This window comes from Olivibacter domesticus, assembly GCF_900109575.1.
Taxonomy (GTDB): domain Bacteria; phylum Bacteroidota; class Bacteroidia; order Sphingobacteriales; family Sphingobacteriaceae; genus Olivibacter; species Olivibacter domesticus.
The window spans coordinates 2040555-2066980 of the sequence record NZ_FOAF01000001.1 but is presented as its reverse complement, the minus strand read 5'-3'; the positions used below and the strand labels follow the sequence as shown (position 1 = coordinate 2066980).

The 26426-nt window shown below is 37.0% G+C and carries 24 protein-coding genes; 12 read left to right on the top strand and 12 right to left on the bottom strand.

Going from position 1 to position 26426, the window contains the following annotated elements; genetic code table 11:
* The first annotated feature begins 14 nt into the window (after positions 1-14).
* The 3 genes from BMY50_RS09105 (at position 15) to BMY50_RS09095 (ending at position 3095) form a co-directional block, all read left to right on the top strand.
* The gene (locus tag BMY50_RS09105) at positions 15-761 is read left to right on the top strand and encodes an ABC transporter ATP-binding protein (protein ID WP_093322550.1); all 747 of its coding nucleotides are present in this window, start codon (positions 15-17) and stop codon (positions 759-761) included.
* 74 nt (positions 762-835) lie between these two features.
* The gene (locus BMY50_RS09100; RefSeq protein ID WP_093322547.1) at positions 836-1945 is read left to right on the top strand and encodes an ABC transporter permease; all 1110 of its coding nucleotides are present in this window, start codon (positions 836-838) and stop codon (positions 1943-1945) included.
* Between the two features lie 25 nt (positions 1946-1970).
* Positions 1971-3095, top strand: coding sequence for an ABC transporter permease (locus BMY50_RS09095; RefSeq protein WP_093322542.1), 1125 nt, complete (start codon positions 1971-1973; stop codon positions 3093-3095).
* 20 nt (positions 3096-3115) lie between these two features.
* Here BMY50_RS09095 and BMY50_RS09090 read toward each other — a convergent pair whose 3' ends face one another.
* Positions 3116-3937 carry a DUF4349 domain-containing protein gene (locus tag BMY50_RS09090; protein ID WP_093322538.1) on the bottom strand — a complete coding sequence of 274 codons (822 nt, stop codon included), beginning with the start codon at positions 3935-3937 and terminating at the stop codon, positions 3116-3118.
* Between the two features lie 463 nt (positions 3938-4400).
* On the opposite strand from BMY50_RS09090, the gene BMY50_RS09080 reads away from it, so the two are divergent.
* The gene (locus BMY50_RS09080; protein ID WP_093322529.1) at positions 4401-4976 is read left to right on the top strand and encodes a 2'-5' RNA ligase family protein; all 576 of its coding nucleotides are present in this window, start codon (positions 4401-4403) and stop codon (positions 4974-4976) included.
* A 13-nt stretch (positions 4977-4989) separates the two neighbouring features.
* On the opposite strand, the gene BMY50_RS09075 is transcribed toward BMY50_RS09080, so the two are convergent.
* Positions 4990-5622: a porin family protein gene (locus BMY50_RS09075; protein WP_093322526.1), complete on the bottom strand. Its 633-nt coding sequence runs from the start codon at positions 5620-5622 to the stop codon at positions 4990-4992.
* 154 nt (positions 5623-5776) lie between these two features.
* Positions 5777-6196, bottom strand: a complete 420-nt coding sequence (locus tag BMY50_RS09070) for a winged helix-turn-helix transcriptional regulator (protein WP_093322521.1) — start codon at positions 6194-6196, stop codon at positions 5777-5779.
* 114 nt (positions 6197-6310) lie between these two features.
* Between BMY50_RS09070 and fabF the strand changes: the two genes are divergently transcribed.
* From fabF to BMY50_RS09045, 5 genes are all read left to right on the top strand, one after another.
* The gene (gene fabF, locus BMY50_RS09065; protein WP_093322517.1) at positions 6311-7555 is read left to right on the top strand and encodes a beta-ketoacyl-ACP synthase II; all 1245 of its coding nucleotides are present in this window, start codon (positions 6311-6313) and stop codon (positions 7553-7555) included.
* Between the two features lie 52 nt (positions 7556-7607).
* Entirely contained in the window at positions 7608-8510 is a 903-nt protein-coding gene (locus BMY50_RS09060; protein ID WP_093322513.1) for a LysR family transcriptional regulator, read from the top strand.
* 157 nt (positions 8511-8667) lie between these two features.
* Positions 8668-10737: a sulfatase-like hydrolase/transferase gene (locus tag BMY50_RS09055; RefSeq protein WP_093322508.1), complete on the top strand. Its 2070-nt coding sequence runs from the start codon at positions 8668-8670 to the stop codon at positions 10735-10737.
* A gap of 45 nt (positions 10738-10782) precedes the next feature.
* On the top strand, positions 10783-12270 hold the full coding sequence (locus tag BMY50_RS09050) for an arylsulfatase (RefSeq protein WP_093323726.1): 1488 nt from the start codon (positions 10783-10785) through the stop codon (positions 12268-12270).
* Between the two features lie 67 nt (positions 12271-12337).
* The gene (locus tag BMY50_RS09045; protein ID WP_093322504.1) at positions 12338-14059 is read left to right on the top strand and encodes a M14 family zinc carboxypeptidase; all 1722 of its coding nucleotides are present in this window, start codon (positions 12338-12340) and stop codon (positions 14057-14059) included.
* Between the two features lie 26 nt (positions 14060-14085).
* On the opposite strand, the gene BMY50_RS09040 is transcribed toward BMY50_RS09045, so the two are convergent.
* The 4 genes from BMY50_RS09040 to BMY50_RS09025 form a co-directional block, all read right to left on the bottom strand.
* Positions 14086-14859, bottom strand: coding sequence for a GIN domain-containing protein (locus BMY50_RS09040; protein ID WP_093322501.1), 774 nt, complete (start codon positions 14857-14859; stop codon positions 14086-14088).
* A 135-nt stretch (positions 14860-14994) separates the two neighbouring features.
* Positions 14995-15660 (bottom strand): O-methyltransferase, encoded by a 666-nt coding sequence (locus BMY50_RS09035; protein WP_093322498.1) that lies wholly within the window; start codon positions 15658-15660, stop codon positions 14995-14997.
* A gap of 47 nt (positions 15661-15707) precedes the next feature.
* Positions 15708-18383 carry a TonB-dependent receptor gene (locus BMY50_RS09030; RefSeq protein ID WP_093322492.1) on the bottom strand — a complete coding sequence of 892 codons (2676 nt, stop codon included), beginning with the start codon at positions 18381-18383 and terminating at the stop codon, positions 15708-15710.
* 60 nt (positions 18384-18443) lie between these two features.
* The gene (locus BMY50_RS09025; protein ID WP_093322487.1) at positions 18444-19337 is read right to left on the bottom strand and encodes a GLPGLI family protein; all 894 of its coding nucleotides are present in this window, start codon (positions 19335-19337) and stop codon (positions 18444-18446) included.
* Positions 19338-19515: 178 nt separating this feature from the next.
* Here BMY50_RS09025 and BMY50_RS09020 point away from each other — a divergent pair, with 178 nt between their 5' ends.
* Entirely contained in the window at positions 19516-21006 is a 1491-nt protein-coding gene (locus BMY50_RS09020; RefSeq protein WP_093322484.1) for a sensor histidine kinase, read from the top strand.
* Between the two features lie 42 nt (positions 21007-21048).
* Positions 21049-21738 (top strand): response regulator transcription factor, encoded by a 690-nt coding sequence (locus BMY50_RS09015; protein WP_093322481.1) that lies wholly within the window; start codon positions 21049-21051, stop codon positions 21736-21738.
* Between the two features lie 116 nt (positions 21739-21854).
* On the opposite strand, the gene BMY50_RS09010 is transcribed toward BMY50_RS09015, so the two are convergent.
* The 5 genes from BMY50_RS09010 to BMY50_RS28585 form a co-directional block, all read right to left on the bottom strand.
* Complete coding sequence (locus tag BMY50_RS09010) at positions 21855-22379, bottom strand: hypothetical protein (protein ID WP_093322476.1); 525 nt, start codon at positions 22377-22379, stop codon at positions 21855-21857.
* Between the two features lie 16 nt (positions 22380-22395).
* Positions 22396-22833 (bottom strand): VOC family protein, encoded by a 438-nt coding sequence (locus BMY50_RS09005; protein ID WP_202907772.1) that lies wholly within the window; start codon positions 22831-22833, stop codon positions 22396-22398.
* Between the two features lie 9 nt (positions 22834-22842).
* Entirely contained in the window at positions 22843-23418 is a 576-nt protein-coding gene (locus BMY50_RS09000) for a dihydrofolate reductase family protein (RefSeq protein WP_162276566.1), read from the bottom strand.
* A gap of 52 nt (positions 23419-23470) precedes the next feature.
* Positions 23471-23836 carry an SDR family oxidoreductase gene (locus BMY50_RS28590; RefSeq protein WP_262496898.1) on the bottom strand — a complete coding sequence of 122 codons (366 nt, stop codon included), beginning with the start codon at positions 23834-23836 and terminating at the stop codon, positions 23471-23473.
* A 62-nt stretch (positions 23837-23898) separates the two neighbouring features.
* On the bottom strand, positions 23899-24276 hold the full coding sequence (locus BMY50_RS28585) for an SDR family NAD(P)-dependent oxidoreductase (protein WP_262496897.1): 378 nt from the start codon (positions 24274-24276) through the stop codon (positions 23899-23901).
* 539 nt (positions 24277-24815) lie between these two features.
* Here BMY50_RS28585 and BMY50_RS08985 point away from each other — a divergent pair.
* The gene (locus tag BMY50_RS08985) at positions 24816-26255 is read left to right on the top strand and encodes a sialate O-acetylesterase (protein WP_093322466.1); all 1440 of its coding nucleotides are present in this window, start codon (positions 24816-24818) and stop codon (positions 26253-26255) included.
* Positions 26256-26426 lie beyond the last annotated feature (171 nt).

The following is a 26426-nucleotide window of genomic DNA, read 5'->3' as shown; positions in this document are numbered from 1 at the left end:
AACTAAGACTTAGAATGGATCAAGAGAAAGTTATTATTTGCAAGAATTTAACCAAAAGGTTTGGCGATTTTACCGCCGTAAACGAAATATCTTTTGATATTACGAAGGGGGAAATCTTCGGTTTTTTAGGCGCCAATGGCGCAGGAAAAACTACTGCCATGCGCATTTTGTGCGGTCTATCTTTTCCTACAAGCGGTGAAGCTACCGTAGCAGGCTACGACGTGTATAAACAACAGGAGCAGATTAAAAAGAATATTGGTTATATGAGTCAAAAGTTCTCGCTGTATGAAAACCTGACGATTTTAGAGAATATCGAATTTTTTGGCGGTGTTTATGGATTGGAACGGAAGGAGATAAAAAGGAGAACCGAAAAATTGATAGATACATTAGGCCTACAGAAAGAAGCAAAGAAAATGGTAGGAGAGCTTCCTCTCGGATGGAAACAAAAATTGGCCTTTTCTGTTGCCATATTCCACCAGCCAAAAATTGTATTCTTGGATGAGCCAACTGGAGGAGTAGATCCTGTGACACGCAGGCAGTTCTGGGATATGATTTATGAAGCTGCAGCGAGTGGGATAACCATCTTTGTGACCACACATTATATGGATGAAGCGGAGTATTGTAATCGTATCTCCGTTATGGTGGATGGAAAAGTAGAGGCACTTGACTCACCGAGAAATCTAAAAGAAAAACATCAAGTTACCACGATGGATGAAGTTTTTTATTTGCTGGCGAGAGGAGCCAAGCGGAGTGATAACTAGTGCGACTGATAATCATTCATTAGCTGATTAACCGATTTTTTGGTGTAATTGTGCCAATATCTAAAAACTACGAAATGAAACAATTGCTCGTATTTATTAAAAAGGAGTTTTATCACGTTTTTCGTGATCGCCGAACATTGTTGATTATGTTTGGTCTTCCCATCGTGCAGATCATTTTATTTGGCTTTGCTTTGTCAAGTGAAGTTAAAAATATTCACCTAGTTATTGCTGATTATTCGAAAGATGTTAAAAGCCAAAAACTCATTAATAAAATTATGACCTCTGAATATCTACTCGTAGAGCAAGTGAATCTGAACTATCAAGAGATCGAGCAGGAATTTAAGCGAGGAGAGGTGAAGGGGGCATTAATAATTCCTGTAAATTTTAGCAGTGATTTACTTCACAGCGGGAAATCCCAAATTCAAGTAATCACAGATGGATCGGATCCGAATATATCAAAAACAATAACGAACTATCTTACTGCCATTATTGTTGATTTTCAACAGCAGGAAGCCCTTTCGGACCAGGTGCCAGCGCTATTAAGCATCCAGCCCGAAGTTCGTATGCTCTTCAATGAGGAAGGTAACGGTTCATTGAATTTTATTCCGGGAGTGATGGCTTTGATACTGATGATTATTTGCACCGCTTTGACTTCCGTTTCGGTTGTGAAGGAGAAAGAAATGGGAACGATGGAAGTCTTACTGGTTTCTCCTTTTAAACCTGTTTTTGTATTGATAGCTAAGGCCATACCCTATTTGCTATTATCGCTCGCCAATTTTACTTTAATTTTATTATTAGCTGTGTTTGTGCTCGACGTAGAGGTGCGCGGGAGCTTGTTGTTATTGTACTTGGAAAGTACATTATTTATTATCACCTGCCTTTCTTTGGGACTGCTGATTTCAAATGTTACCAATTCGCAACAAACAGCCTTGCTGATTTCTTTAATGGGAATGATGTTACCTACCTTAATATTTACAGGATTTATTATGCCATTGGAGAATATGCCTAAAATTTTTCAGGTTATTTCAAATTTTATCCCTTCCAGGTGGTATTATCTGGCAGTCAAATCGGTGATGTTAAAAGGATTGGGATTCAGTTATGTCTGGAAGGAAACACTGGTGTTGACAGGCATGACGGTAGGATTGTTAAGCATCGCACTGAAGAAATTTAAAGTTAGGTTATAAAACCCTTAGGTGAAAAAATTAGCTTATGAAAGTACTTCGATTTATATTGCAAAAGGAGTTTCGCCAGATTTTTCGCGATAAATCTATCTTAGTAATGATGTTTGCCATGCCCATGATTCAATTGGTAGTTTTACCCTTGGCAATGGATTTTGATATCAAGAGTATTAATCTGTCGATTGTAGATAACGATCATAGCTCTTATTCGCAAAAACTTGTCAGCAAAATAAGTTCTTCAGGCTATTTTAACATAATAAGTGTCGATCCGAATTATCAGCAGGCCATTAAACATATAGAAAAAGAAGAGGCTGATGTGGTGATGGAAATTCCACCCAATTTTGAACGCAACTTAGTAAGAGCCGGCAAACAGCAATTGAGCGTCTATGCAGATGCAATTAATGGGACAAAAGCCGGGATTGGCAGTGGCTATTTGAATATGGTGATCGCAGACTTTAATAATGAAGTAGATTTTAATATACAAAAGATAAATGCTAATAATACGAACCAAGGTGGAGCAATTGAAATTCGACAAAGAAGTTGGTTCAATCCGCTAGAGGAATATAAATTCAATATAGTTCCAGCGGTATTGGTGCTCTTGCTTACACTAATTGGTGGCTTTATGACAACACTTAACATAGTAAGGGAAAAGGAAATAGGTACCATCGAACAGATTAATGTAACGCCAATAAAAAAATGGCAATTTATTTCTGGTAAATTGATCCCTTTTTGGATCATTGGAATGATCATCTTCACGGTGGGCTTAGGTGTTTGCAGTTTTGTTTATGATATATACCCTAAAGGAAGTCTATGGTTGTTATATGCATTTGCATTTATTTATCTGATCGCTGTGCTCGGCCTTGGTCTACTTATTTCTACCTATAGCGATAATCAGGTGCAAGCTATGTTTGTAGCCTTCTTTTTTATGATGATTTTTATGTTAATGAGCGGCTTTTTTACGGCAACTGATAGTATGCCTCATTGGGCACGGGTTTTTTCTAATTTAACACCGGTAACTCACTTTGTTAAAGTGGTAAGAATGATAATTTTAAAGAGTAGCGGATTTTCCGATGTTAAAATGGAATTTCTATATCTTATTGGTTTTGCGGGTTTGCTCAATGGCTGGGCCATTTGGAATTATAAGAAAACAAGTTAATTAGCAAATATTTTGATTCGCTAATTAACCTTTCTTCTTTGCCACCAACGTCTCAGTAGGAAGATTAATACGCTCATCACCAGAATGAAAGGCCATATATTTACTAAGCCAACAATGAACCACATGAAATGCTGCCAACCGTTGGAAAATCCCTCTTTGAATTTGTTAGTAAATGCCGTTTGTTTAGGGATAGATTTATAGTAAGTAATAGAGATGGTAGAATAAACGGATTGATTGTTTAAATACTGTAAACGTCCCTCCGTTCCTTCAATGTCTGCTCTTAAGTCGCCTATCTGCTTTTCAATTGCCAAAATTTCTACTATTTTGTTAGCTTTCTTAAGTAGTTCGAGATATCGTTGTTCCAGCTCCTTTTTTGTACTAAGCCGCGCCTGAAGGTCCACAAATTCTTCAGTAATATCCTTCACTTGTATGTCTTTCGTATCAAATTTTTCTATGCCACTTGTAGCATCGTTTATAAATACATCAAATTGTTTGGCAGGTATTCTAATCGTCAATGTACGGCTTAAACTACCCGAAAGGTTATGCTCATTTTCAGAAGATATATAGCCATTATGCTTTTTGACAGCTTGCTCAATACGTTTCTTTGTTTGAATTAAATCCGTTGTTTCAAAAGTGATGCTGCCTTCTTTTATAAGCTTTCGTGTTAGCGGTTCTGCTTGAACGGCGGGTAGTTCGTTTGATGTAAGAATACTTTCTGGGGAAGCACCACTAGTGACGGCTTCCTTACTTGAGTTTTTGTTACAAGCGGTAAGTAGGAGCACCAAAAAAATAAAAAGATAACTTTTTGGCAAGCTTGTTAGGGTGCAGTTTTTATTTTTCATTTTAAAAAATTGTCTTTTTTAGGAATGCTGTTTTTACAAAATTCCATAAATTGATTCCGCTTTTATCAATAAGGTAACCCTTAAAACCATTTAATTTTATGGCTAACTTGGGAGCCTGTTTAAAATTCATCCAATAATTTGTTTGTGCTCTTTTTTGGCTGCGATTTTGTTATGTTTTCTTGAGATAGAGGCAAGGTGCCTCAAGAAAATATGCCTCGTTTCGCTCAAAAATATGCTATAAACATTTAAATTTAAACTGGCTCTAATAATTAAATTGTAGAACAAGACATATGAAACCTGCATGAGTTGCCATTCAAAAAGGTTATTAATAAAACAGCTCAAGCAAGCCTCATCGCAATTAAAAAAACAATTTATGCTGATGAAACCTGCATAAATTGCCATATATAGAAAACGATGAATAATTTATGCAAGCTTCATTGCCATTAAAAGAACAATTATTCGAATGAAAAACAAGAATCAATTGACGCTGTTCGAAGAAGTAACCTATTTTATTTTAATTTCACCTGCAAAAAAAATACGTGATTGGATAGTTGATCAAAAAAAAAGACTTCATACTGAAATACAGTTAAGTGACGTTAACCTATATGCTGTACCGCATATCTCGTTGTACAAAATAAAAACAGCGGATAACGATGAAATCATAAAAAGGAAGGTGTCTATGGCAATCGCTGCACATACAAGTTTTCACCAACCTTTAAATGGTATCGAGTATCTGACGCATGGAAATGTCTCTTTTAGCGTATGCGTTAAAGTAGCTAAACCGGAAAAGATAATAGCTTTACATCAATCTTTACGGGCAACATTTAAATTTAAAAAGACAAATTTTTACCCACATTTAACCATTGCCAGAGATATAGACAACAAAAGCAAGCCTGCTGTGCAAAAGCTATTTCAATTGATAAATTATGAGGACAGTTTTTTTTGCAATAATGTGCTCATTTTAAAGAAAAATCTGATGTTGCAAGACAGTAAATATGAAGTGATATTTAATGGCGAGCTAAGTGATAATCGAATTTAGGTTAATACCAATGTTAAAAGGTGTACCCAAAGGAAATGTTCCATGCCCTATTACGTTGTTCGTATCTTGAATTAGTTGACAAATCTGCTAAACCCATCATATACCCAGCAGCTAGGCTATATCCTCTTTTTAAATGGTAGCCAATACTTAAGTTTAATCCATAATCAAATCGATTTTGGGTGCCATCATTGCCAAAGCTAAAATCTTCACGTGAACCTTGGTAATTACTGGTAAAACTATTGACGCCAAAAAAGCCCATGGCACCATAGGGCCCCGCACTTAAAAAAAAGTTGCTTGAATCCCTTAGTGGAAGTTTTGCGACGAAGTTGACAGGTAGTTGTAACCAAAAAGTGCGCTGTGTTACGGGCGTGTTGCCGAATTCAGAATAATCAAGCTGCGATCCCAACATTTGAAAAGACAAGCCCGATTGGATGGCAAAGTAATTGTTGCGAGCGGCTTCTATAGTCCCTGTGAAAGAAAGACCATAAGTTCTTGAGGCTTCTCTTGAGGTTCCGGTATTTATGTTAGACAAATGATAAGAAGGAGCATTTAGTCCCAATTTTAATCCATAACGGAAATTCCAATCTTGTGCGTAGGTTTGATGTACAAATCCAAAAACTAGCCATAAAATAATCAATCTTTTCATAATTTTCTTTTCTTTTATTCATTGCAGCCAAAACTAACTAAAGAAGTGTTAATTAGTTTTAAGGTTAAGGCTTCCTAATCTTAAAAAATGTTAAATCGTATTTTAAGGGAAAGTGAAACGCGAATAGTAGAACATGACCCTAGGGGGTGCGCTGTCATGTTTGCAGCAGTATGTGCCTTTTATGTAGATCTTTCGTTAATTTTTTTACGGCAGTCGTTTTATTCTTTCTTACTTCTTTCAATATAAAGTCTTTCTTGTATTGAGGTAAGTTTTCTCCATACTTGTCGGACCATAAAGCAATTTCAATGAGCATAGGCACAAGGTCAATGCCTTTTTCTGTTAATCGATAAATAATTTTTTGTTTATGGTGTTCGTCCCTTTCCTTTTTTACAAAGCCATTCTTTTCTAGTGCGGTCAATCTATCCGCCAATATGTTAGTTGATATTTTTTCTTGGGACGACAAAAATTCCTGATAATAGCGTTTGTCAAAAAATATTAAATCACGAATAATTAATAATGTCCATTTATCACCGAATATTTCTATAGCAAAATTTAGCGGACAATCAGATCTCATAGTAAGAATTTTTAACTACTTGCAAATATAGAGTGGTTTGCTGTATATTTGCAACTACTTGTGAAAAACAAGTAGAAAGATAAAGATAAATATAGTACCTTGCAAAGATATATTATGAAAAGAGTAGTAATAACAGGTATGGGAGCGCTAACTCCCGTGGGGTTAGGTTTAAAAAGCTTTTGGGAAAACCTTAAGTTAGGAAAAAATGGTGCAGGACGAATAACTAGGTTCAACCCGGAGAAATTTAGAACACAAATTGCATGTGAGTTAAAGGCGTTTAAGGCAGATGATTGGTTGGATAGAGCCGAAATCAAAAGAACCGATCCCTTTACGCAATATGCTCTTATTGCAGCAGATGAGGCAATAAAAGATGCGCAGATAGATTTTTCTACAGTAGACGCTTATGATGTTGGTGTTATCTGGGGAACCGGACAAGGAGGGATGCTTACTTTCGAGGAACAGGTAAAGGAGTATACTATGAATGATTTTACACCCCGCTTTAGTCCGTTTTTTGTTCCAAAATTGATAGCTAATATGGCTTCCGGATTAATCTCTATTAAATATGGTCTGAAAGGTATAAATTATTCAACGGTTTCTGCTTGTGCTACTTCAAATACAGCCATTATGGATGCTTTTAACTATATACGTTGGGGAAAGGCCAAGATGATGATTACTGGGGGATCAGAAGCACCTATTACGGAAGCATCCATAGGGGGCTTTTGCGCGATGAAAGCCATGACCACTAGGAACGATGCTCCTGAATTAGCCTGTAGGCCATTTGACAAAGGCCGCGATGGTTTTTTAATGGGAGAGGGGGCAGGAGCCTTGGTTATAGAAGAGTATGAACATGCCTTAGCTAGAGGCGCAACGATATATGCAGAAATAGCTGGAGCCGCTATGACTGCTGATGCGTATCATATGACATCTACACATCCAGAGGGTGAAGGTGCTTATAACGCCATGCGTTTAGCACTTAAAGACGGAGGCTTATTGGCGGAAGATGTAGATTACCTGAATGCACATGCCACGTCTACAGCTGTTGGAGACATGAGTGAGTTGAAAGCTATTACGAAGCTTTTTGGAGAAAACAGCTCTCAGCTACATATTAGTGCTACCAAATCGATGACCGGCCATCTACTCGGTGCAGCTGGCGCCATTGAGGCAATTGCTTCCGTGATGACCATTAAAGAAGGAATTATTGCGCCTACAATCAATCTGACAGACCCAGATGATACCATACCCGCAGATTTAAAAATTGTTAAACTAAAAGCCTTAACAAAAGATGTAAATGTTGCGATGAGTAATACATTTGGTTTTGGAGGACACAATGGCATCGTCGTTTTTAAAAAGTTAAAATAAATTAGGTTTAGTTATTAATGATATATATTTGTATTATTTTAATAATACAAATATGCTTAATTTAGAATGGTTTAGAACCTTTAAGGCAATCTACGAAACAGGTACGCTTACTGGGGCGGCGCAGTCTTTATATATCTCCCAACCGGGAGTGAGTTTACATTTGAATTCCTTAGAAGCGTACACCGGCTATAAGCTTTTTGATCGTTCTGCAAAAAGGATGGTCCCCACGGAAAGAGGAAAGGTTTTGTATAATTTTGTATTAGAACCACTCCTTAAGCTCGAAACTTCTGAACAACTGTTTCATCGCAGCTCTAAGCTTGATAGAGCAACGATAAGTATTGGTATGTGTTTTGAAACTTTCCAATTTACGCTTGAAAAACATATATCATCCTTATCGTTTAATGTAATTATTAAATTTGGCGAATACCCGCAAATGATTCAAGATCTTGATAAAGGTCTTTTAGATTTAATTATCACTCCTCAAAAAGGAATAGAGAAAAATTTGGAATTTGTGCCCTTTTCTAAAGAAAGGATTGTTTTGGTGGCAGGAGCTAATACAGATACCAAAAAACTTGAACAGTTATTATTGAGAGATGATCTCGACGGTGGTGAGAGATGGCTTAAGGAACAAACTTGGTATAGCACTGCAGCGGATATGGAAAATGTTAAAAAGTTTTGGCAGTTAAACTTCAAGCACCATCCTGATTTTAAACCTAACTATATAGTGCCAAACATTTGCTCCATTGTGCGATGTCTTAGTGACGGAGATGGTTTATCTATTATTCCAAATTTTTTATGTCGCGAAGAAATTAAGTCGGGAAAGCTTAGGCTTGTATGGGAAGGAAAACCCATTATTGAAAATATACTGTACTTTGGGACCCGAAAGAAGACGATGTATGAAAAAGAGATCCAACAAGTGAAAGAGATTTTTGAAAAACAAGAAATGGGAGATTAACGGCATATTTTATCGCAACCGATTGCGTTTATGTCAAGTTTGGTTTTCAGAATAGTAAACCTTAACATTGTTTCTTTATCAGTAATACTTGCTTCTTATACCTAAGAAATCATATTAGCGCATTGTTATTTCGATACCAAAAATAAATGATATAAAGATGATGAAAAATGTATTGTTGCTCGGCATCTTACTTTTGATGGTGGTTGTAGGTTTTGCCCAGGAGCCAAAAAAAGAGGGGAAGCCAAATATCATATTTATATTGGTGGACGACCTTGGTTATGGCGATCTTGGTGTTTTCTATCAAAATCTTCGGAAGAAACAACAAGATAAATCCAAACCATTTCATTTCACACCATCGCTTGATAAAATGGCGAGACAGGGAGTAGTACTTACTAACCAGTACTGTAACGCACCAGTTTGCGCACCTTCAAGAGCGTCCTTTTTGACCGGTATGAATCAAGGTAATGCTCATGTTAGAGATAATCAATTTGATAAAGCGCTTGAAGACAATTACACAATAGCTAATGTGCTAAAACATGCCGGTTACGCTACTGCTGCAATTGGTAAATGGGGATTACAGGGTGAAAAGAGTATAGCGTCAAATTGGCCTGCTCATCCATTAAAAAGGGGTTTTGATTTTTATTATGGATATATGAGACATGCTGATGGACATGAGCATTATCCTTTTGAAGGAATTTATAGAGGTAAGAAACAGGTTTGGGAAAATAACAACGAGGTAAGTAAGTTGTTGGCGAAATGTTATACGACTGATTTGTGGACGGCATCCGCTAAACGTTGGATTCAAAAGCATGAAGAAGGAACAGATGCCGGCCAGCCCTTTTTTATGTATTTGGCTTATGATTCGCCACATGCTGTTTTAGAACTTCCTACCCAAGCGTATCCAGAGGGAGGAGGTTTGAATGGCGGCATTCAATGGTTAGGAAGTGCTGGAAATATGATAAACACGGCTAGCGGTCGGCCAGATAGTTTTGTCCATCCTGATTATGCGGATGCTATGTATGATGACGATAACGATCCAGCTACCTCAGATGTACCATGGCCTGAAACTTACAAACGTTATGCAACGGCCGTGAGAAGACTTGATGATGGTATAGGAGATATTTTGAAGCTTTTGGACGACCTTCATATTGACGACAATACGCTAATTGTATTTTCTTCTGACAATGGACCATCCATAGAATCTTACCTGCCTGAAGATTTTGTGCCCTATAAACCTACTTTTTTTGCCAGCTACGGTCCTTTTGATGGGATAAAGCGCGACTGCTGGGAAGGAGGTTTGCGGATGCCTGTGATTGCTTTATGGCCAAGTCAAATAAGAGCTGGATCAACTATAGATGAGCCAAGTATGCTGTCAGACTGGTTGGCTACTTTTGCTAATGCCGCCGGATTACCTTCTCCGGCAAGAACGGATAGCCGTTCATTACTTCGCGCATTAAAAGGAGAAAAATCCTCAATTCAAAGTAATATTTATGTAGAGTATGCTGTTGGAGGGGCTACGCCCGATTTCAAAGCCTTTGAACCTTCTCGCCGAGGTAAAAAAAGAGGACAGATGCAGATGCTAAGGATAGGCGATATGGTGGGAGTAAGGTATAATATTCAGTCTGCTGATGATACATTTGAAATATACAATGTAGTAAAAGACCCGAAGCAAAGCAAAAATCTGGCGAACGGTAATATGCGGTCGCTTCAGAAAGAATTTAAAATGAAAGCGCTGCAATGGCATCGTGCAGATACCGCTGCCCCAAGGCCATACGATAATGATCTGGTGCCTTCACTAGTGAAACCGAAAAAACTTTCTAAGGGCTTAAGCTATAAACTGTTTACCGGTAATTTTCCTTATTTGATCTCGGAGTTCGGCCTAAAAGAAGATAGTAAAGGGGTAAGTACTGTTATTGATGGTAATGCATTGAAATATAATGGTATCATTTTATATAATGGATATGTAAATGTTCCTGAAAGTGGTGTTTATGAATTTTCATTCACGACACATGGAAAAGGCCTTATCCGCATCTACGAGACAGTAGCCATCGATGCTGATTTTGGTTATCAATCAGGAGAAAAAATCATATACAAAGTGCCTTTGGAAGTGGGAGTCCATCCAATTAAAATTTATTTGCAAAAAACTACGGGTAACAACTCGTTAGCGACTAAACTTGAATGGAAGAAAGAAGGAGAGGATTGGGGTGCGGTTGATTTATATCATTAATACTATTGTTTCTCATAAATAAATCTTATGTTGTTTAAATATGTTATGCCAAGTATATTACTACTTATCTATTCAGCAGCAATTTTTGCGCAGGATGCAACTGCAGATTCGGCGGAAAGACCAAATATTATATACATATATGCTGATGATTTGGGTTATGCTGAAATTGGACCTTACGGTCAGGAGAAAATTAAAACACCTAATTTGGATAGAATGGCCAATGAAGGGATGCGGTTTACCGATCATTATACAAGTACACCGGTGTGTGCTCCGGCACGTTGTATGTTACTCACTGGCAAGCATGGAGGACATTCATACATAAGAGGTAATTATGAAATGGGTGGATTTCCAGACAGTCTGGAAGGTGGGCAGATGCCTTTACCTGAAGGCACTTATACAGTGGCCAAGATGTTGAAACAAGCCGGATATGTTACAGCATTGACCGGTAAATGGGGCTTAGGCATGCATAACACTACGGGCTCTCCGCTCAAGCAAGGTTTTGATTATTATTTTGGTTACCTCGACCAAAAACAGGCACATAACTTTTATCCAACTCATTTGTGGGAAAATGATGAAAGCCTAAAATTGGATAATCCAGTAATTTTTGTGCACAAAACAATAGATTCTGCAAGAGCAGCAGACGATGATTTTAATTATTTTAAAGGCAAGGAGTACGCACCCGAATTAATGACTCAAAAAGCACTAGAATTTATTCAAACAAATAAAAACAGACCTTTTTTTCTTTATATGCCCTATACTATTCCACATGTTTCCCTTCAAGCACCAGAAGAATATATAGAACAATATAAAGATAAGTTTGATGACCAGCCTTATTATGGACAAAAAGGATACGCCAGTACCAAATACCCTAGAGCAACTTATGCGGCTATGATTTCATTTTTAGATGCACAGGTAGGCCTTATTATGCAACATATAAAGAAATTAGGCTTGGACGAGAATACAATCATTATGTTTTCAAGTGACAATGGTACAACTTTCAATGGAGGGGTTGATTATCGGTTTTTTAATAGTGTGTCGAATATGCGAGGTTTAAAAATGGACGTTTTTGAAGGAGGCATAAGAGAACCGTTTTTGGTTAGGTGGCCCAAAAGAATAAAAGCTAATAGTATAAATACACATATATCTGCTCAATATGATGTAATGGCAACTTTGGCTGAGCTCACGGGGCAAGATGCCGGCAACACAGACGGAATTTCATTTTTACCTACCCTCATAGGCAAGGAAAACCAACAGCAAAAACATCAATATCTATATTTCGAGTATCCCGAAAAAGGCGGACAATTAGCGATCCGTTTGGGAGATTGGAAAGGTGTAAAGCTAAACGTTCGCGAGGGTGCCGGCAGTAAATGGATGCTGTTTGATTTAAAAAAGGATCGAAATGAAACGACTGATTTAGCATCTCAATATCCGAAAATAATTGAGCAATTAGATTTAATTGTAAAAAAAGAACATCAACCAGCGCATATTTTAGAATGGGAATTTATCAGTAGTAAACTTCCAAAGAAAAAATAGCAAGATTTTATTGCTTCTTTAGCTGTTTAGTGTGTGATTTGTTACTTTTACGACCAAAATAATATAAATGAACCAGTCCTTAACACTATTGGTGCTATTTCTTTTGTCCTTTTTTTTAGGAGAAGCCCAGCAGATAGCTTTTGAATTAGATAGTCATCATAATCGCACGGCCACTTACGAAGAAGTACAGCAATTCTATCAATCGATAGATAAAACATATACGAAAGCCAAGCTATTGTCGTATGGTGTGACAGATGTAGGGAAGCCTCTACAATTAATGGTTTTATCAAATGATGGCGATTTTGATCCAAGCGCTATTCGTAAAAAAAATAAGAGTATTATTCTTTTTAACAACGGAATACATCCAGGCGAACCAGAAGGTATTGATGCTTCTATGATGCTCATTAGAGATTTGTTGAAAAATAATGCGATTCCAACAAATGTAGTGCTTTGCTTTATACCGGTATATAATATTGACGGCATGCTGAATCGAGGTGTTTCTCGTGTTAATCAGAATGGACCAGAAAGTTACGGCTTTAGAGGGAATAGGCAAAACTTCGATCTTAACCGTGATTTTATTAAGACAGACACACATAATTCCAAAGCTTTTCAGGAAATTTTTAACACGTGGGACCCCGATGTTTTTATGGATAATCACTCAAGTAATGGTGCCGATTATCAGTATGTTATGACGCTAATAGATACTCAGCGTGATAAATTAAATCATGTGTTAGCGACTTATATGACTGAAAATTACACCAAAGAACTTTATCGCCGTATGGAAAAAAAAGGCTACAATTTGGTGCCTTACGTCGATTTTCGTGGTGAAAATCCTGAATCGGGTATTGTTTCGTTTCTGGAGAATCCAAGATACTCCACCGGATACGCTGCCTTACATAATACAATTGCTTATATGCCTGAAACACATATGTGGAAACCGTTCAAGCAGCGTGTAATGTCTACTTATGCCCTCATGCAAGACCTCATTGACATAACTTCAGAACAAGGTGAGCGCTTATTACAGGTAAGGGCAGCTGCAAAAAAATCGGTAAAAGAACAGGAATGTTTTCCACTAGAATGGAAGCTTGATACCACCACGTATAACAAAATCAATTTTCTGGGTTATGAAGCCGAGTATAAACAAAGTGAGGTAAGTAACCAACAAAGGATGTACTATAATCGGGAAAAACCAACTAACCGCGAAATTAAATTGTATGATCATTATAAACCTACCATTCAAATACAAAAACCGAAGGCTTACATAATTCCCCAAGCTTATGAAAAAATTACAGACCTCTTAGCATTGAATGGAGTGAAGCTGGAAAGGATAAAGCAGGACACCATGTTAACTGTTGAGATGTATTATATCAAAGATTTTAAAACAATCTCTACTCCATTTGAAGGGCATTATCTTCATAGTCAAGTTGAGCTGGAAACAAAACAAATGGATATTCCTTTCTATGCAGGAGATGTATTGGTACAGACGGATCAGGAAATGAATAGGTTTATTATCGAGACGCTCGAACCACAGGCGGTCGACTCCTATTTTAATTGGAACTTTTTTGATGCCATTTTGGGACAAAAGGAATATTTTTCGGCATATATCTTTGAAGACGAGGCTGCTCGGATATTACATAAAGATAAAGCGCTTTCCCGCAAATTTATTGAAGCCAAAAGACAAGACCCCTTGCTAGAAAAGGATGCTAAAGCACAGCTTGATTGGATTTACAAGCATTCCGTATACTACGAAAAGTCTCATCTCCGCTACCCGATTGGGAGGCTGATTTAGCGTTCTTTACAAATATGTTGATTAGGCTATTGGAGTGGGGGACTCGTTAACTTTACTATTTTTAAATCTCCTATGGTAATGGAACGTTGTATTTCTGGATCCCCTAAATAGTTAATACGTGCTTCGCCAAAAGCCCAAACTTTTATTTTGTTCTTCGTGTTCAAATTAAAGGTGCTGTTTCCGTAGGCGGTAACTTTTGAAAATTCATTTGTTAAATTTTGTACGTTTATCTCACTTTCACCGTACGACTTAAATAGTTGAGAAACAGCCGAACCCTTGTCAATCGTAAGATGGTTATCTCCATACAGCGTAGCCTTTAATTCGTTCGTTTCAATACTGTCAATCAGAAGGTTAGATTCGCCGTATAGATTAACTGTTAACTTTTCTTCCTTTAGGGGACTTAAACATGTAATTGTTTCTTCTCCTCTTATCGATAAGTCTTTTAGCCTTTTATAGGTAACATGAGCAGTTACTTGCGTGCCCTTGTAAATGGGTACCGATTGCGTATGACCATTCTCTGTTTGTTTTATTTGTTTCGTCGTGATTTTTGCATCGTCTAAATAGATAAGGAGGTTCTTTCCTTCAACTTTTATATTTATTTTTTCGAGCGGTACCTTGTTCTCCTCAATAGTGATCGTTTCTTCGCTTCCTTCTTCCAAGTATAGTTTTATATGAGGGCTTACTGTAACTTTTTCGAAAGGGGAAAGAGTTGAGGTTTGCTTATTTTGCGCAATTGATTTTGAAACTGAAACGAGTAAAAATAGCGAATAAAGTGCTGACCGAAAGTAATATTTCATCATGGCTAATTGTTGTTTTATAATTAGCTGTACAAGAAGTCTGCCATCGCATTAAAATAACATTTAAACCACCACTACCTACATTTGGTGGAATACAAAGCGTTCACAATCGAACATCAATCGTTCGTTTGCGAACAGTTAATTTACAATTGCTAGAATCATCCCGTCGTGCTCTTTCGTTCCAACGGTCTGGATAATGGTAGAAAATACGCGCGTATCCTTGCTTAAAGATTCATTTAATCGCTGAACACCTTTAACCCTTTCATCGGCGTTTTTAGCGTCCAATACTTTCCCTTCTCTGATCACATTGTCGGCGATAATAAGAGTGCCTGGTCTCGCTAATTTTATGGCCCAATCAAAGTATTCAAGATATGGGGGCTTATCAGCATCTATAAATATAAGATCAAAAGGCCCTTCGTTCTTTTTTTCTATTTGAGGCAATATATCCAATGCCCTACCTACACGAATATCCACTATCTCTTGTAAGTTGGCTTTTTTAATATTCGTTAAAGCTACTTGCGCATGTTTTTCGCTATATTCTATCGTTATTAGTTTGCCATTATTCGGGAGTGCCCTCGCGAGCCAAATAGTGCTGTAACCAGCTAAGGTCCCCAACTCTAATATTTTCCGTGCTTGTGTTAATTTTGCTAATAGCTGTAGGAATTTTCCTTGACTAGCAGAGACGCTAATTTGTGGCATATCTGCTTGTTCTATTGAGGTATTTACGCCCTGTAAAACGTCATCCTCTACAGCGACAAGTTTACTTATATAATTGTCAACCAGTGTAAATAATTCATTGTCCATAACCTAACTTATTAATTTAAACGGTTATCGAATATACTAATATATCCTTATAAACGAACTGTCAATTTGAATAAGAAGGTTCTTCCACGCAATTGATAATGGCTATAAGCAAATTCATTTGCTGATAAACTGTACATCTCGTACGATTTTATATTTGCAAGATTGTTGGCGTCTAATTGTAAATCCACTTTCCACTTATCTATCCGATAACGGATGCTTAGATCCGTGAAGAAATAATCAATTTTCTCCATATTTTTTTGCTTGGTCATCAGTTGTCTTCCACTTATTTTCATAAACATGTCTTTGGTAGGTGCATATGAGAGCCCCAAAGATTGATCTAATACATTAATTTGCCTATTAGGAAATGAGTTATTGACCTTATCGGAAATTAATTTACTGGTAGTCCAAGTTCCTTTGCCCTCATATTTTAATGAAATTTGATTTAGTAGCCTGGTTTCGAAATAGGGATTAAAGACAAAAGAGATATTGTTAAAAGGTAAAAGCTGGTCGTTAAGGAACTGATTATAACGCGTATTGCTCCAGGAGCTTCTTAATCCTACATTGAGATCCAAAGCAAAAATGTATTTACTAATACCGCCGTTCACACTGAATGTATTTGTGCTGTTAGCGAAAGGCAGTTGAACAGTTTGCGATAGATTATCTGTGATTTCTAAAGAATTAATGGTGTTAGCCGATACGATACTATAATTAGCCCCTACATTCATAAAAAGCATGCTGATACTTCTTTGAAAGTTATAACGCACGTCTACGTTATGTGTGTCTTTTTCTTGCAGTGTTGTACGGTTTGTTTGGAGGTTACGGTAGTTTGTTAGGATAGCACCTCGATAAATGTCGTTTATATTCCCTATCTGATTGCTATAGGAATAATTCGTCGCAATATAGTCTTCACTATTAACACTATATTTTAGCAGCCAATTTGGGTTAAATAAAAATCGCTTATGCTGTTCTTGGAGGGTGAAATTTTCATCACTATAGGTGATGCCTTGGAAAGCAAGAGGAATGGATAATATACTTTCCCATGGACCACGCTCATACTCATAAGATGGATTGATATAAAATCGATGACGATTCCAGTATAAATCGTTATTTTGACTTTTCGCAAATGATGTTTGTTCGCCATTCGCCTGCGTTAACTCTAAGTCAGATTTTAAATGTTGCCACTCACTTATGAGGCCAACCAGATAGTTCTGTTTAATCAGGCCTTTGGGAAGCCTGTAGCCGAAGGAAACATTGTTAAACCATGTAGGGATTTCAGTTGATTGATTGATCCCTTGAAATGGAATGCTGTCATTGAAGGTGTTTTCATTCATTCCAGGTGTTATTGCGAGCGATTGAGGTTGGTTATAATGATTTATATACCAGTTAACGCTTAAAATATTTTTGTTCTTCAGCTCTGGGATATAGTTCAGAGTATTTGAAAAGTCATATGTATTTGTTCGCAATAGCTGTCCAATATTTAGATTATTGCTGTTTAAAGAAGATGCATCCTTTTGACCGGATAAATCAACTTTTAGGGTGTTATTGAAGTAATATGTTTTTTTATTAGCCTTAAGGTTGAGCGAAATATTTGCTAAATAAGGCTTCTTTGAAATATCTTGGGATTCACTATAGCGAATGGTATCGTTGTTAAGATAAACCTCGTTCCAACTATTATAGTCTAGATGATTGTTATCGATAAATAGGCCAATGTTCGACTTTAACTGAAAACCATTTTTTAGGTTGGTTAAATTGTTTGCATTAAGTGATGCCGATTCGTTAAAATAATAACGTTCCTTTGGCAATCCCGGTGTGGAAGCTGTTCCAGATGAAAGCAGTTCTGCGGGGCGTCTGTTGTCCATGGCCTGAAGCATGTTCTTGGCATTGAACGCGGTAAGGTCTGTGGATAAATCTATTCCAATATTATTAGCCTTCGCGACATTGAGCATTTTGTGTTTTTTATTAAAAAGGATGCTATTTAACTCTAAATCGTATAGATTCGGCGTTCCTCCACCAATTTTTGCCTGCCCGCTCATCTTAAGCTTAGCCTCCTCTTTAATCTTTAAGTTGATCGCTACCTCGTCACTTATGCTTTTATTCCTCATCACTTCTATGGGTTGATGATTTTGCAATACTTCAATATCCTTTACCATTTCATGTGGAATGGTTTTGGTCCCTACATTATATCGATCGTTCAAGAGGTCATCTCCATCGATATATAGGTTAGCTATATTTTTTCCATTATATTTAATCTGACCACTTTCTTCCACCTCAATTCCCGGCATACGTTTTAATACGTCACCTATCGACCTGTCCTCCGATTTTGTAAAGGAGCCAACGTCATAACTCAATGTGTCATTTTTCGAACGTATCTTCGGGGGACTCTTTATTTCAACTTCAGCAAGGTTTATTTTTTTATCCTCCAGTATAATGTCGTATAATGTTTGCCCTGAACGCAGTACAGTACTTACTTTTTTATAACCTAAATGATTTATTTCGATTGTTTTGCCCTGTATATTGATAGTATCGTGTACACTGAGCTTAAAATGACCGTTTACATCACTTGTTGTATAAGTAATAATATGCTGAAGGCTATTCTTTAACGTTATACTGGCATAGGGTACAGCCTCTCCCGTAGTAGTTTTTAAGTTGCCGGCAATTTGTATTGTTTGAGCAGATGCGGCAGCAACAGTAAATAAAAAGATGATCAATAATGCTTGTTTCATTCAGAGCTAGTAAGTTTTTTTAATGTAGGGACCACCACACATTGGTATTATTTCAATAAATCACTGTTTTTGGTCTAACTCGAGTGGATTGTTTAATTGATTCTTTTTATCTTTTGCCCTTCTTTCCATTGCTGCCCTCATCTCGTCTTCCGACAGTTCACGACCAGATTGATCTTTAAGAACGATTTTAGCTTTCGAGTTAGCTGGCAATGTATTTTTCCAGTTCGACATGAAATTTTTCTCTTGAACCGCTTTAGCCTTTTCAAAATCACGACGATTGGCCGTTATGGCATCTTTGGGAAGGACAATTGTCAGCTCGGTGTTATCAATTTTATCAAAACCTGCATAATTGAACAAAACTTCATTTTTACTATCGGAAGCTTGAAGAATCAACCCGGGTAATCCACGTAATTTCCATGGACCGTAGGGGAAAGGGAGTTCGGTAGTAAACCAAACCGTGTATTTTCTTCCGCCAAAAGAACCTTTTGCTGATTGACAAGTATAACCACCAATTACCTTTGTCTCATCAGTTATTTCCCAGTTAATAGTTGGGAAATCTTCCGGAATGAGGTAGTCCGTCATTCCTATTTTATCCACCGTTATTATTTTCTTTTCCTGCGGAAATAAGAACAACTCTTCATTCGAAATATTAGGCGCATTGAAGGAAATACGGTTTTTTCCCATTTTTCCGTCCGGCAGGTTTCCGTCCATTTCCTTTTTCATCTCCTCCAATTTGAGTGCAAGTGTTTGGCTTTTAAAAACACTTCTGTCGGTGCCCATGTAGAGAATCATAGTCTCTTTTTTCGGATGTTGCCGTTGATTTGTATCTGTGATGTGTACAAAATCGTAAACAATGCTTGCTAAAGCTTTTTCTTCTTCCTGTGCGTAAAGCGGAAATTTAAAGCAGGTAATGCCTAATAATAAACCTGTTTTCAAAAGAAATTTCTTATTCATAAATTAAATTTTTTAGGTGAATCTTTATAGCCACTAAGGTATTTAGGTGGATTGAGTATAAGCTCTTTATGAATGTTAAACACTGTTAAGGCGAAGTCTCAACGTTAAATACTGTTAATTAGTACTAACTTGTGTTAATGGTGTAGGCAGTAGTGCTAATTAAACTTAGCTTTGTGTAATGCTATTAAAGAGAATCCGTTTTATTGTTATCATTGTGAGCTGTTCATTGCTGGGCATATTTCTGTTACAGGGGTATTGGCTATATAATTCTTATCAATTGAGTGCGGAGCAATTTGATAAGGAGGTGGCAAAGATAATGCAAGCGCTACGACAAAAATATGTCAAAACAGATATGAAGAAAATGGGAGTCCCCGTAGATAGTCTTCATATGGGTAAAAGAATCATTGGGCTAGAGCGTGGTAAGACAGACAGCTTTTTCCTTTCATTTAATAATTCAGCCGCTGATCTGCCGGAACTGCCTGATCTAAATTTAGATGATACAAGCAGAAGATCCATTAAATTTTCAATAGTGACTCATGATACAGATAGTATTAAGCATGATCAGGTGCGTACTAAATTTAAAAAAACGGAAATCTTTAATGTAAAAGACATTTATTACAGTAAACAGGCATTTCGCAATATTGCGAAGCCCCTAATACAAGACATCGACTCGCTAATGTTACTTAATGGCATAAACGCACCTTATGCATTGAAATTTTCTAACCTTAGTGGTTTGGGAGAAGCCTATTTTACAGATAGTTTATTATTCCAACAACTTTCACCAAAATTAACCAAGCTGAAAATAGGCGTATTGAAACCATTTTACCTTGATTTTTCGTTAAACAATAATATTCTTTTTATCCTCAGAAAGATGCAGTGGGTACTGATTGCGTCGGTTATTATTATAGGTATAACGTCATGGGCCTTTTTATATATGCTGCGCACGATTTTTCAGCAAAAAAAATTATCTGATATCAAAAATGATTTTTTTAATAATATGACGCATGAATTCAAGACGCCAATTGCGACCGTCTCATTGGCGGTCGAAGCACTTAAAAATAGGGAGATATCGGATAATCTAACGCGTTCTCAAGAATATTTAGCTATATGTCAACATGAATTGAAACGGATATCCGCCATGGTTGACAAGGTGTTAAAAATGGCAGCTTTCGAGAAAAGTGAAATAGATCTCTCCCTTCAGCAAACGGATATACCCCAGTTGATTGAAAGTGTAGTAACTACTATGCAACCCCAATTAGTAAATAGGCAGGCGAAGCTTCGGGTGATCACCTCCGAAGATATGCCAGAAGTGATGTTAGATCGGGATCATATGGCCAACGTGTTTTATAATCTCATTGAAAACAGTCTTAAGTATTCTGATAATGAACCTGTTATAGAGATATCGTGTAAGTGTGAAGGCGACCATCATTTACAGATAACAGTAAGTGATAATGGCATTGGGATTCCGACGGCTTATCAAGATAAGGTGTTCGAGAATTTTTTTCGTGTACCTACTGGCGACATTCATAATGTAAAAGGTTTTGGCATGGGTTTAAGTTATGTCTCCACTATTATTAAGATGCACGGAGGAGCGATTAAATTGAAAAGTAAGCTCAACGAAGGGAGCGTATTTACCATTACATTGCCCGTGAAACCATTAAATGCTTAACCATATATCCATCTGATTAGATAATACTTCAATATTAACTATATGAAACCACTAAAAGTTCTAATTGCGGAAGATGAGCCCTTTTTAGGTAAAATTGTAAAGGAAAGCCTTGAACTAAAAGGTTTTGAAGTCACGCTTGTGCAGGACGGCCTAAGAGCCTATTCCGCTTTTCGTACGTTAAGTCCGGATATATGTATACTGGATGTCATGATGCCCGTTAAAGATGGTTTTAGTTTAACAGAAGATATTCGGAAGATTGATGTACAAGTGCCTATAATCTTTCTAACAGCCAAATCGTTAACGAAAGATGTAGTGAAAGGGTTTGAGCTGGGGTGTAATGATTATCTTAAAAAACCCTTTAGCATGGAAGAACTGCTTGTGCGTATGAATGCACTTTTAAATCGCTTTCCCCCCATAAAAAAGGATTCAATAAATGAGCGCTTTGAAATTGGAAAATTTTCATTTAATAACCAAAATCAGGAACTCATATGTGGTTCAACTATTACCAAGCTTTCTTTTCGAGAATCGGTTCTTCTAAAGCTGTTAGCTGAAAATAAAAATGATGTGCTGAATAGAAAGACGGCACTCGAGGTTTTATGGGGAGAGGATAATTTTTTTAATGCCAGAAGTATGGATGTCTTTATTACCAAACTTAGAAAACACTTGAAGGAAGATGGAAATATCGAGATTGTAAATATACGCGGTATCGGCTATAAGCTTATTATAAATTAATGATTATTAGTTATATAATCATTTTAATATAAAGTAAAGGATCATTATTGATATAAGACAATGTCTTCCTATTAAAAAAGGAATGACTGATATTTATTGTATCAGTCATTCCTTTTTTAATAATTGATGTTAGCATCAAGGTTATACTTCATGGCATCGTATCCCAGTATCCTTCGCATCAATGCTAGTTGTCCCATAAGGTATTCTTCTCTATCTACACACATACCCACTGCATTTAAATAATTCTCTTCAATAAAAGGTGTCCCCATCCCCATAGAAAAATTGCGCAGGAGCTCCTCATCTGTCAGATTACATAGTTTGTTAAAAAGAATAGGAGAGATCTTATGCCATTCAAGCTTTAATTCGTCAAGCTGTGGGTAGTTAAAACTTTCATCCAGTGCCTTAGCGTCAGCGAATAACGCATCGTTGGGATCCTTTTCAGATAGACCCAAAGCATTGGCCAACCAATACCTGCAGTTTACAAGATTACCCACCATCCACAACACATGGTTTGTTCGTCCATTAATCCGTTGCTTAGTATCTTCTACGCTAATTCCATCGATTACATTGTTAAAAAGCTGACTATGCATACGGTAACCGGGAATAAGCACTTTTACTAAATTGCTTTTAATATTTTCCATTCGAATTGTGCTTTAACTATTTCCTTTGATTTGGATTATAATTGATCATCCATTTGATACCAAATTTATCCGTAAAACTTCCAAAATAATCTCCCCAAAAGGCGTCTTCTAAAGGCATTTCTATTGTTCCACCATCAGAGAGACCATTAAACAAACGATCAGCTTCTTCACGGCTGTCTGGATGTAAAGAAACATAGACATTATTCCCTACAGTAAGTTTGTGACCCATTGAAGGGCAAATATCAGAAGCCATTAGAATGGTACCTCCGCCAATAGGTAATGAAACATGCATGACACGGTTCTTTTCGTCTTCAGGAAGATCCTCTGTGCCGGGGGCATCTTTCATTTTATTAATGGGGCCTAAAAACTCACCGCCAAAGATCGATTTGTAAAAATTAAAAGCTTCTTCGGCCTTGCCATCGAAGTTTAAATAAGGATTCATCATTGTAGCCATAATTGTACTTTATAATTTATATTTATTAGTATTTTGTTTTGCGTATTTAGATAACATTAAGCCATTACCGAAGGTTTTGCTTTCTATGAGATCCATTGGTGTTCTCTTTTGCATGCTTTGAAACATTGATTTACCTTGGCCGAGGATAATGGGATTGACGAGTAGTTGAAGTTCATCTACCAACTCAAGGGTAAGTAGTTGAGAGGCGATGCTCCCGCTCCCTAAAATCAAGATGTTTTTTCCAGCAGATTCTTTAAGTGTTAAGATGTTCGATGATATAAGATCAGCTGTTAGATCGGTATTGTCCCACTGTACTTTTTTAAGACTCTTAGAAAATACTATTTTTTTCGTCTGATTCATAAAATTGGTTATAAGAGGCGATTCTTGTGAGGCGGCAGGTGTTGGCCAATAGCTCGACATGATCTCGTAAGTAATTCTTCCAAATGGCATAGTATCAATTTCTTTAAAGAAATTATGCTGGTGCGCTTCAAGTTCCTCGTTCCAATAGAACCAATCCGTTTCGCCTTTAGGTCCAGAAAAAAATCCATCTAAGGATACCCAGTTACATACAATTATTTTTCTCATTGATAATTTTTTTGTTAATGATCTTGATGGTGTATCATTTATAATAGTTAACCTAAATAAAAGCAATAGGTGTCTTGTTTGCATTTAATCCGCTTGTTGTTCCACTTGTGGCGTCGACCGTTACTCCTGTTATTGCGGAGGCGTGAGAGGAGGCTAGGAATGCCGCTATATTTGCGATATCTTTTGTTGAAGGGAGTTTGTTTAGCATGGTGTCCTCGACTAATTTCTGGATGAATGTATCGGCCATTTCTTTATTCTGATCCAACGCTTCTTGGAAGGGGCGTGAATCTGGAGATCCTGCTGACCGAATTGTTATAACGCGGATACCGTTGAGACCGAGTTCTGCGGCTAAATTCTTAGAAAAACCTTCGATCGCATTACATGCCGGGCCGAATCCTCCCACATTGGGATAGCACATTCCCCCAGGAGTAGCAGTAATCGATAAGATGACGCCAGATCCCTGCTTTTTCATGATAGATCCTACATTTTAGCAGTTAAAAATTGTGTTCTCATAGCTCTTGTGATAGGTCTTATGAAGTCTTCTAATTCCATGTCTATCAGTGGGATATTTTGTACATCTTGTAAGCCTATCGCATTAAAAGTAATATCAATTTTTTGTTGAGAATGGTGTACTTTTTCTGCGTGAGCTTTAATAGATGTCTCGTCTAAGGCATCTACCAAATCAACCGTTGCTTTATTGCCCGCTCTTTTTATTTCATCTGCGACTCTTTCAAGTGAATGAATAGAGGTGCCTGTTAGAAATACGTGGGCGCCTTCTTGAGCAAATGCTTTAGCTGTGGCGCTCCCGAGAGAACCTCCAGCACCGTAGATAATTGCATTTTTATCTTTTAATAACATAATAACAGCGTATTTATATTAGATAGTCTGATGTTTTTAACATTAAGCTCTATGTATGAGGCTTTTTTTGGCCTTAGAGGTTCTTAATAAATAAAGAATACGCTCTATATGGGTGACGAGAATCTTTTGGATTCACGGCTATACTCCCAGGTAGCTTGTCTGTTAATGTATACAAACTTAGGCCTAAATATTTTAAATGATGGAGTGAAGAAACGACAAATTAAAGGGCCATATGCGACTAAGTGATATGCTCGTATTTAATATGATTTTTTTATTTAGTTAAATGTTTTATATAATTGAATAATAGATATATAAAATAATAGTTTAGTATTAATAAACCACCTGTTTTGATAGTTTTTTTCGTATTTGCATCAAAAAAGAATCTTAGATGATCCGCTCGAACTATAAATACCGAATGATCGATGACGTTTAGATATTGAAAATTTTGTTTTATTTTGGTAGCAACTAAACTTAATAAAATTGTTGTACGAAGAACCAAAAGGCCAATATACACGAAGACAACTTTTAAACTATATATTATGAAATCATCTTTTAAACTGACGGCACTGATCTGTTGTTTATTTATCCAATCAATTCAAGCTAAAATCACATTGCCAAATTTCTTTACCGATAATATGGTATTACAGCAAAAAACGAAGGTTACTTTTTCAGGTAAAGCAAATTCATCTGCTTCTGTAGTTATTACGACATCGTGGGATGGAAAGAATTACGAAACAGCTGCTGATGCTACAGGTGCATGGAAGGTGATCGTTCAAACACCTCAATATGGTGGACCATATGAAGTGGTGATTTCTGACGGCGAAGTTCTGACGCTGCATAATATTTTGATTGGAGATGTTTGGTTTTGTTCAGGGCAGTCGAATATGGAAATGCCTTTGGCAGGTTGGGGGAAAATAGAGCACTATGAGCAGGAAATTACAAAGGCAAATTATCCAAATATACGATTGTTACAAGTACTACATACTGCAGGGCAAAAACCAACCGACGAAGCAAGGCTTTGGGAGGGTGGATGGCAGACGTGCAGTCCAACGAGTATTCCTGAGTTTTCTTCAACTGCTTACTTTTTCGCTAAGGAAATTTATGAAAAAACACATATCCCTATAGGGTTAATACATAGTTCGTGGGGTGGTACCTATGTTGAGGCATGGATGAGTGAACAAACACTCACTAAATATGAGGAATTAAAAGAAGCCTACGATAAAATGAAAACCACAGATGGAGGTTTATTTGATGTTAAAAATGGAAATCAACCCACAGCATTATATAATGCGATGGTAGAACCTTTTATTGGTTTTCCCATTGAAGGTGCTATTTGGTATCAAGGCGAATCAAATGCTAGTAGAGCGATGGCTTATCGGGCATTATTTCCAGACATGATTAAAGATTGGAGGAACAAATGGGGGATAGGCAACTTCCCATTTTACTTTGTTCAGTTGGCTAATTATAAGAAAAAGGAAGAATCGCCAGTAGCCTCCGATTGGGCAATGTTGCGAGAAGCACAAACATATGCACTTAAGTTACCAAACACGGGCATGGCTGTAATTATGGATATTGGGGATGCCGATGATATTCATCCAAAAAATAAGCAAGATGTAGGAAAACGCTTAGCTCTTTTAGCATTAAAAAATACCTATCAACAAAAAACAGTATGTCGTGGCCCATCTTTAAAGTCCTATAAAATAAAAAAGGGCGAAGTATTACTTCGTTTTGACGGGACTGAGAACCAATTGGTTTTAAATGGAAATAGCGGCAGTCATGCCTTCGCGGTAGCTGGCAATGATCATAAATTCTATTGGGCGGATGCTAAAATTCATGGAAATAGAATGGTGGTAAGTAGTCCGCAAGTGAAAGAGCCTGTGGCTATTCGTTATGCCTGGGCAAATAACCCAAATGTTGTCTTATTTAATGTGGAAGGTTTGCCGGCTGCCCCATTTAGAACAGATAATTGGAATGAATAATAGCAATTCAAATACATTGTTGATTTATTGTGCGTCGATAGAGAATTGAAAGAAATAATTACAAAAAAGGCCGAGTAGTAACACTCGGCCGACTTATATAAAGGTTGATTAGTTGTCCTTTTTTCTTTTCCTTAGTATTTAAGGTTTGCGTGTTATAAAAATAATAAATAA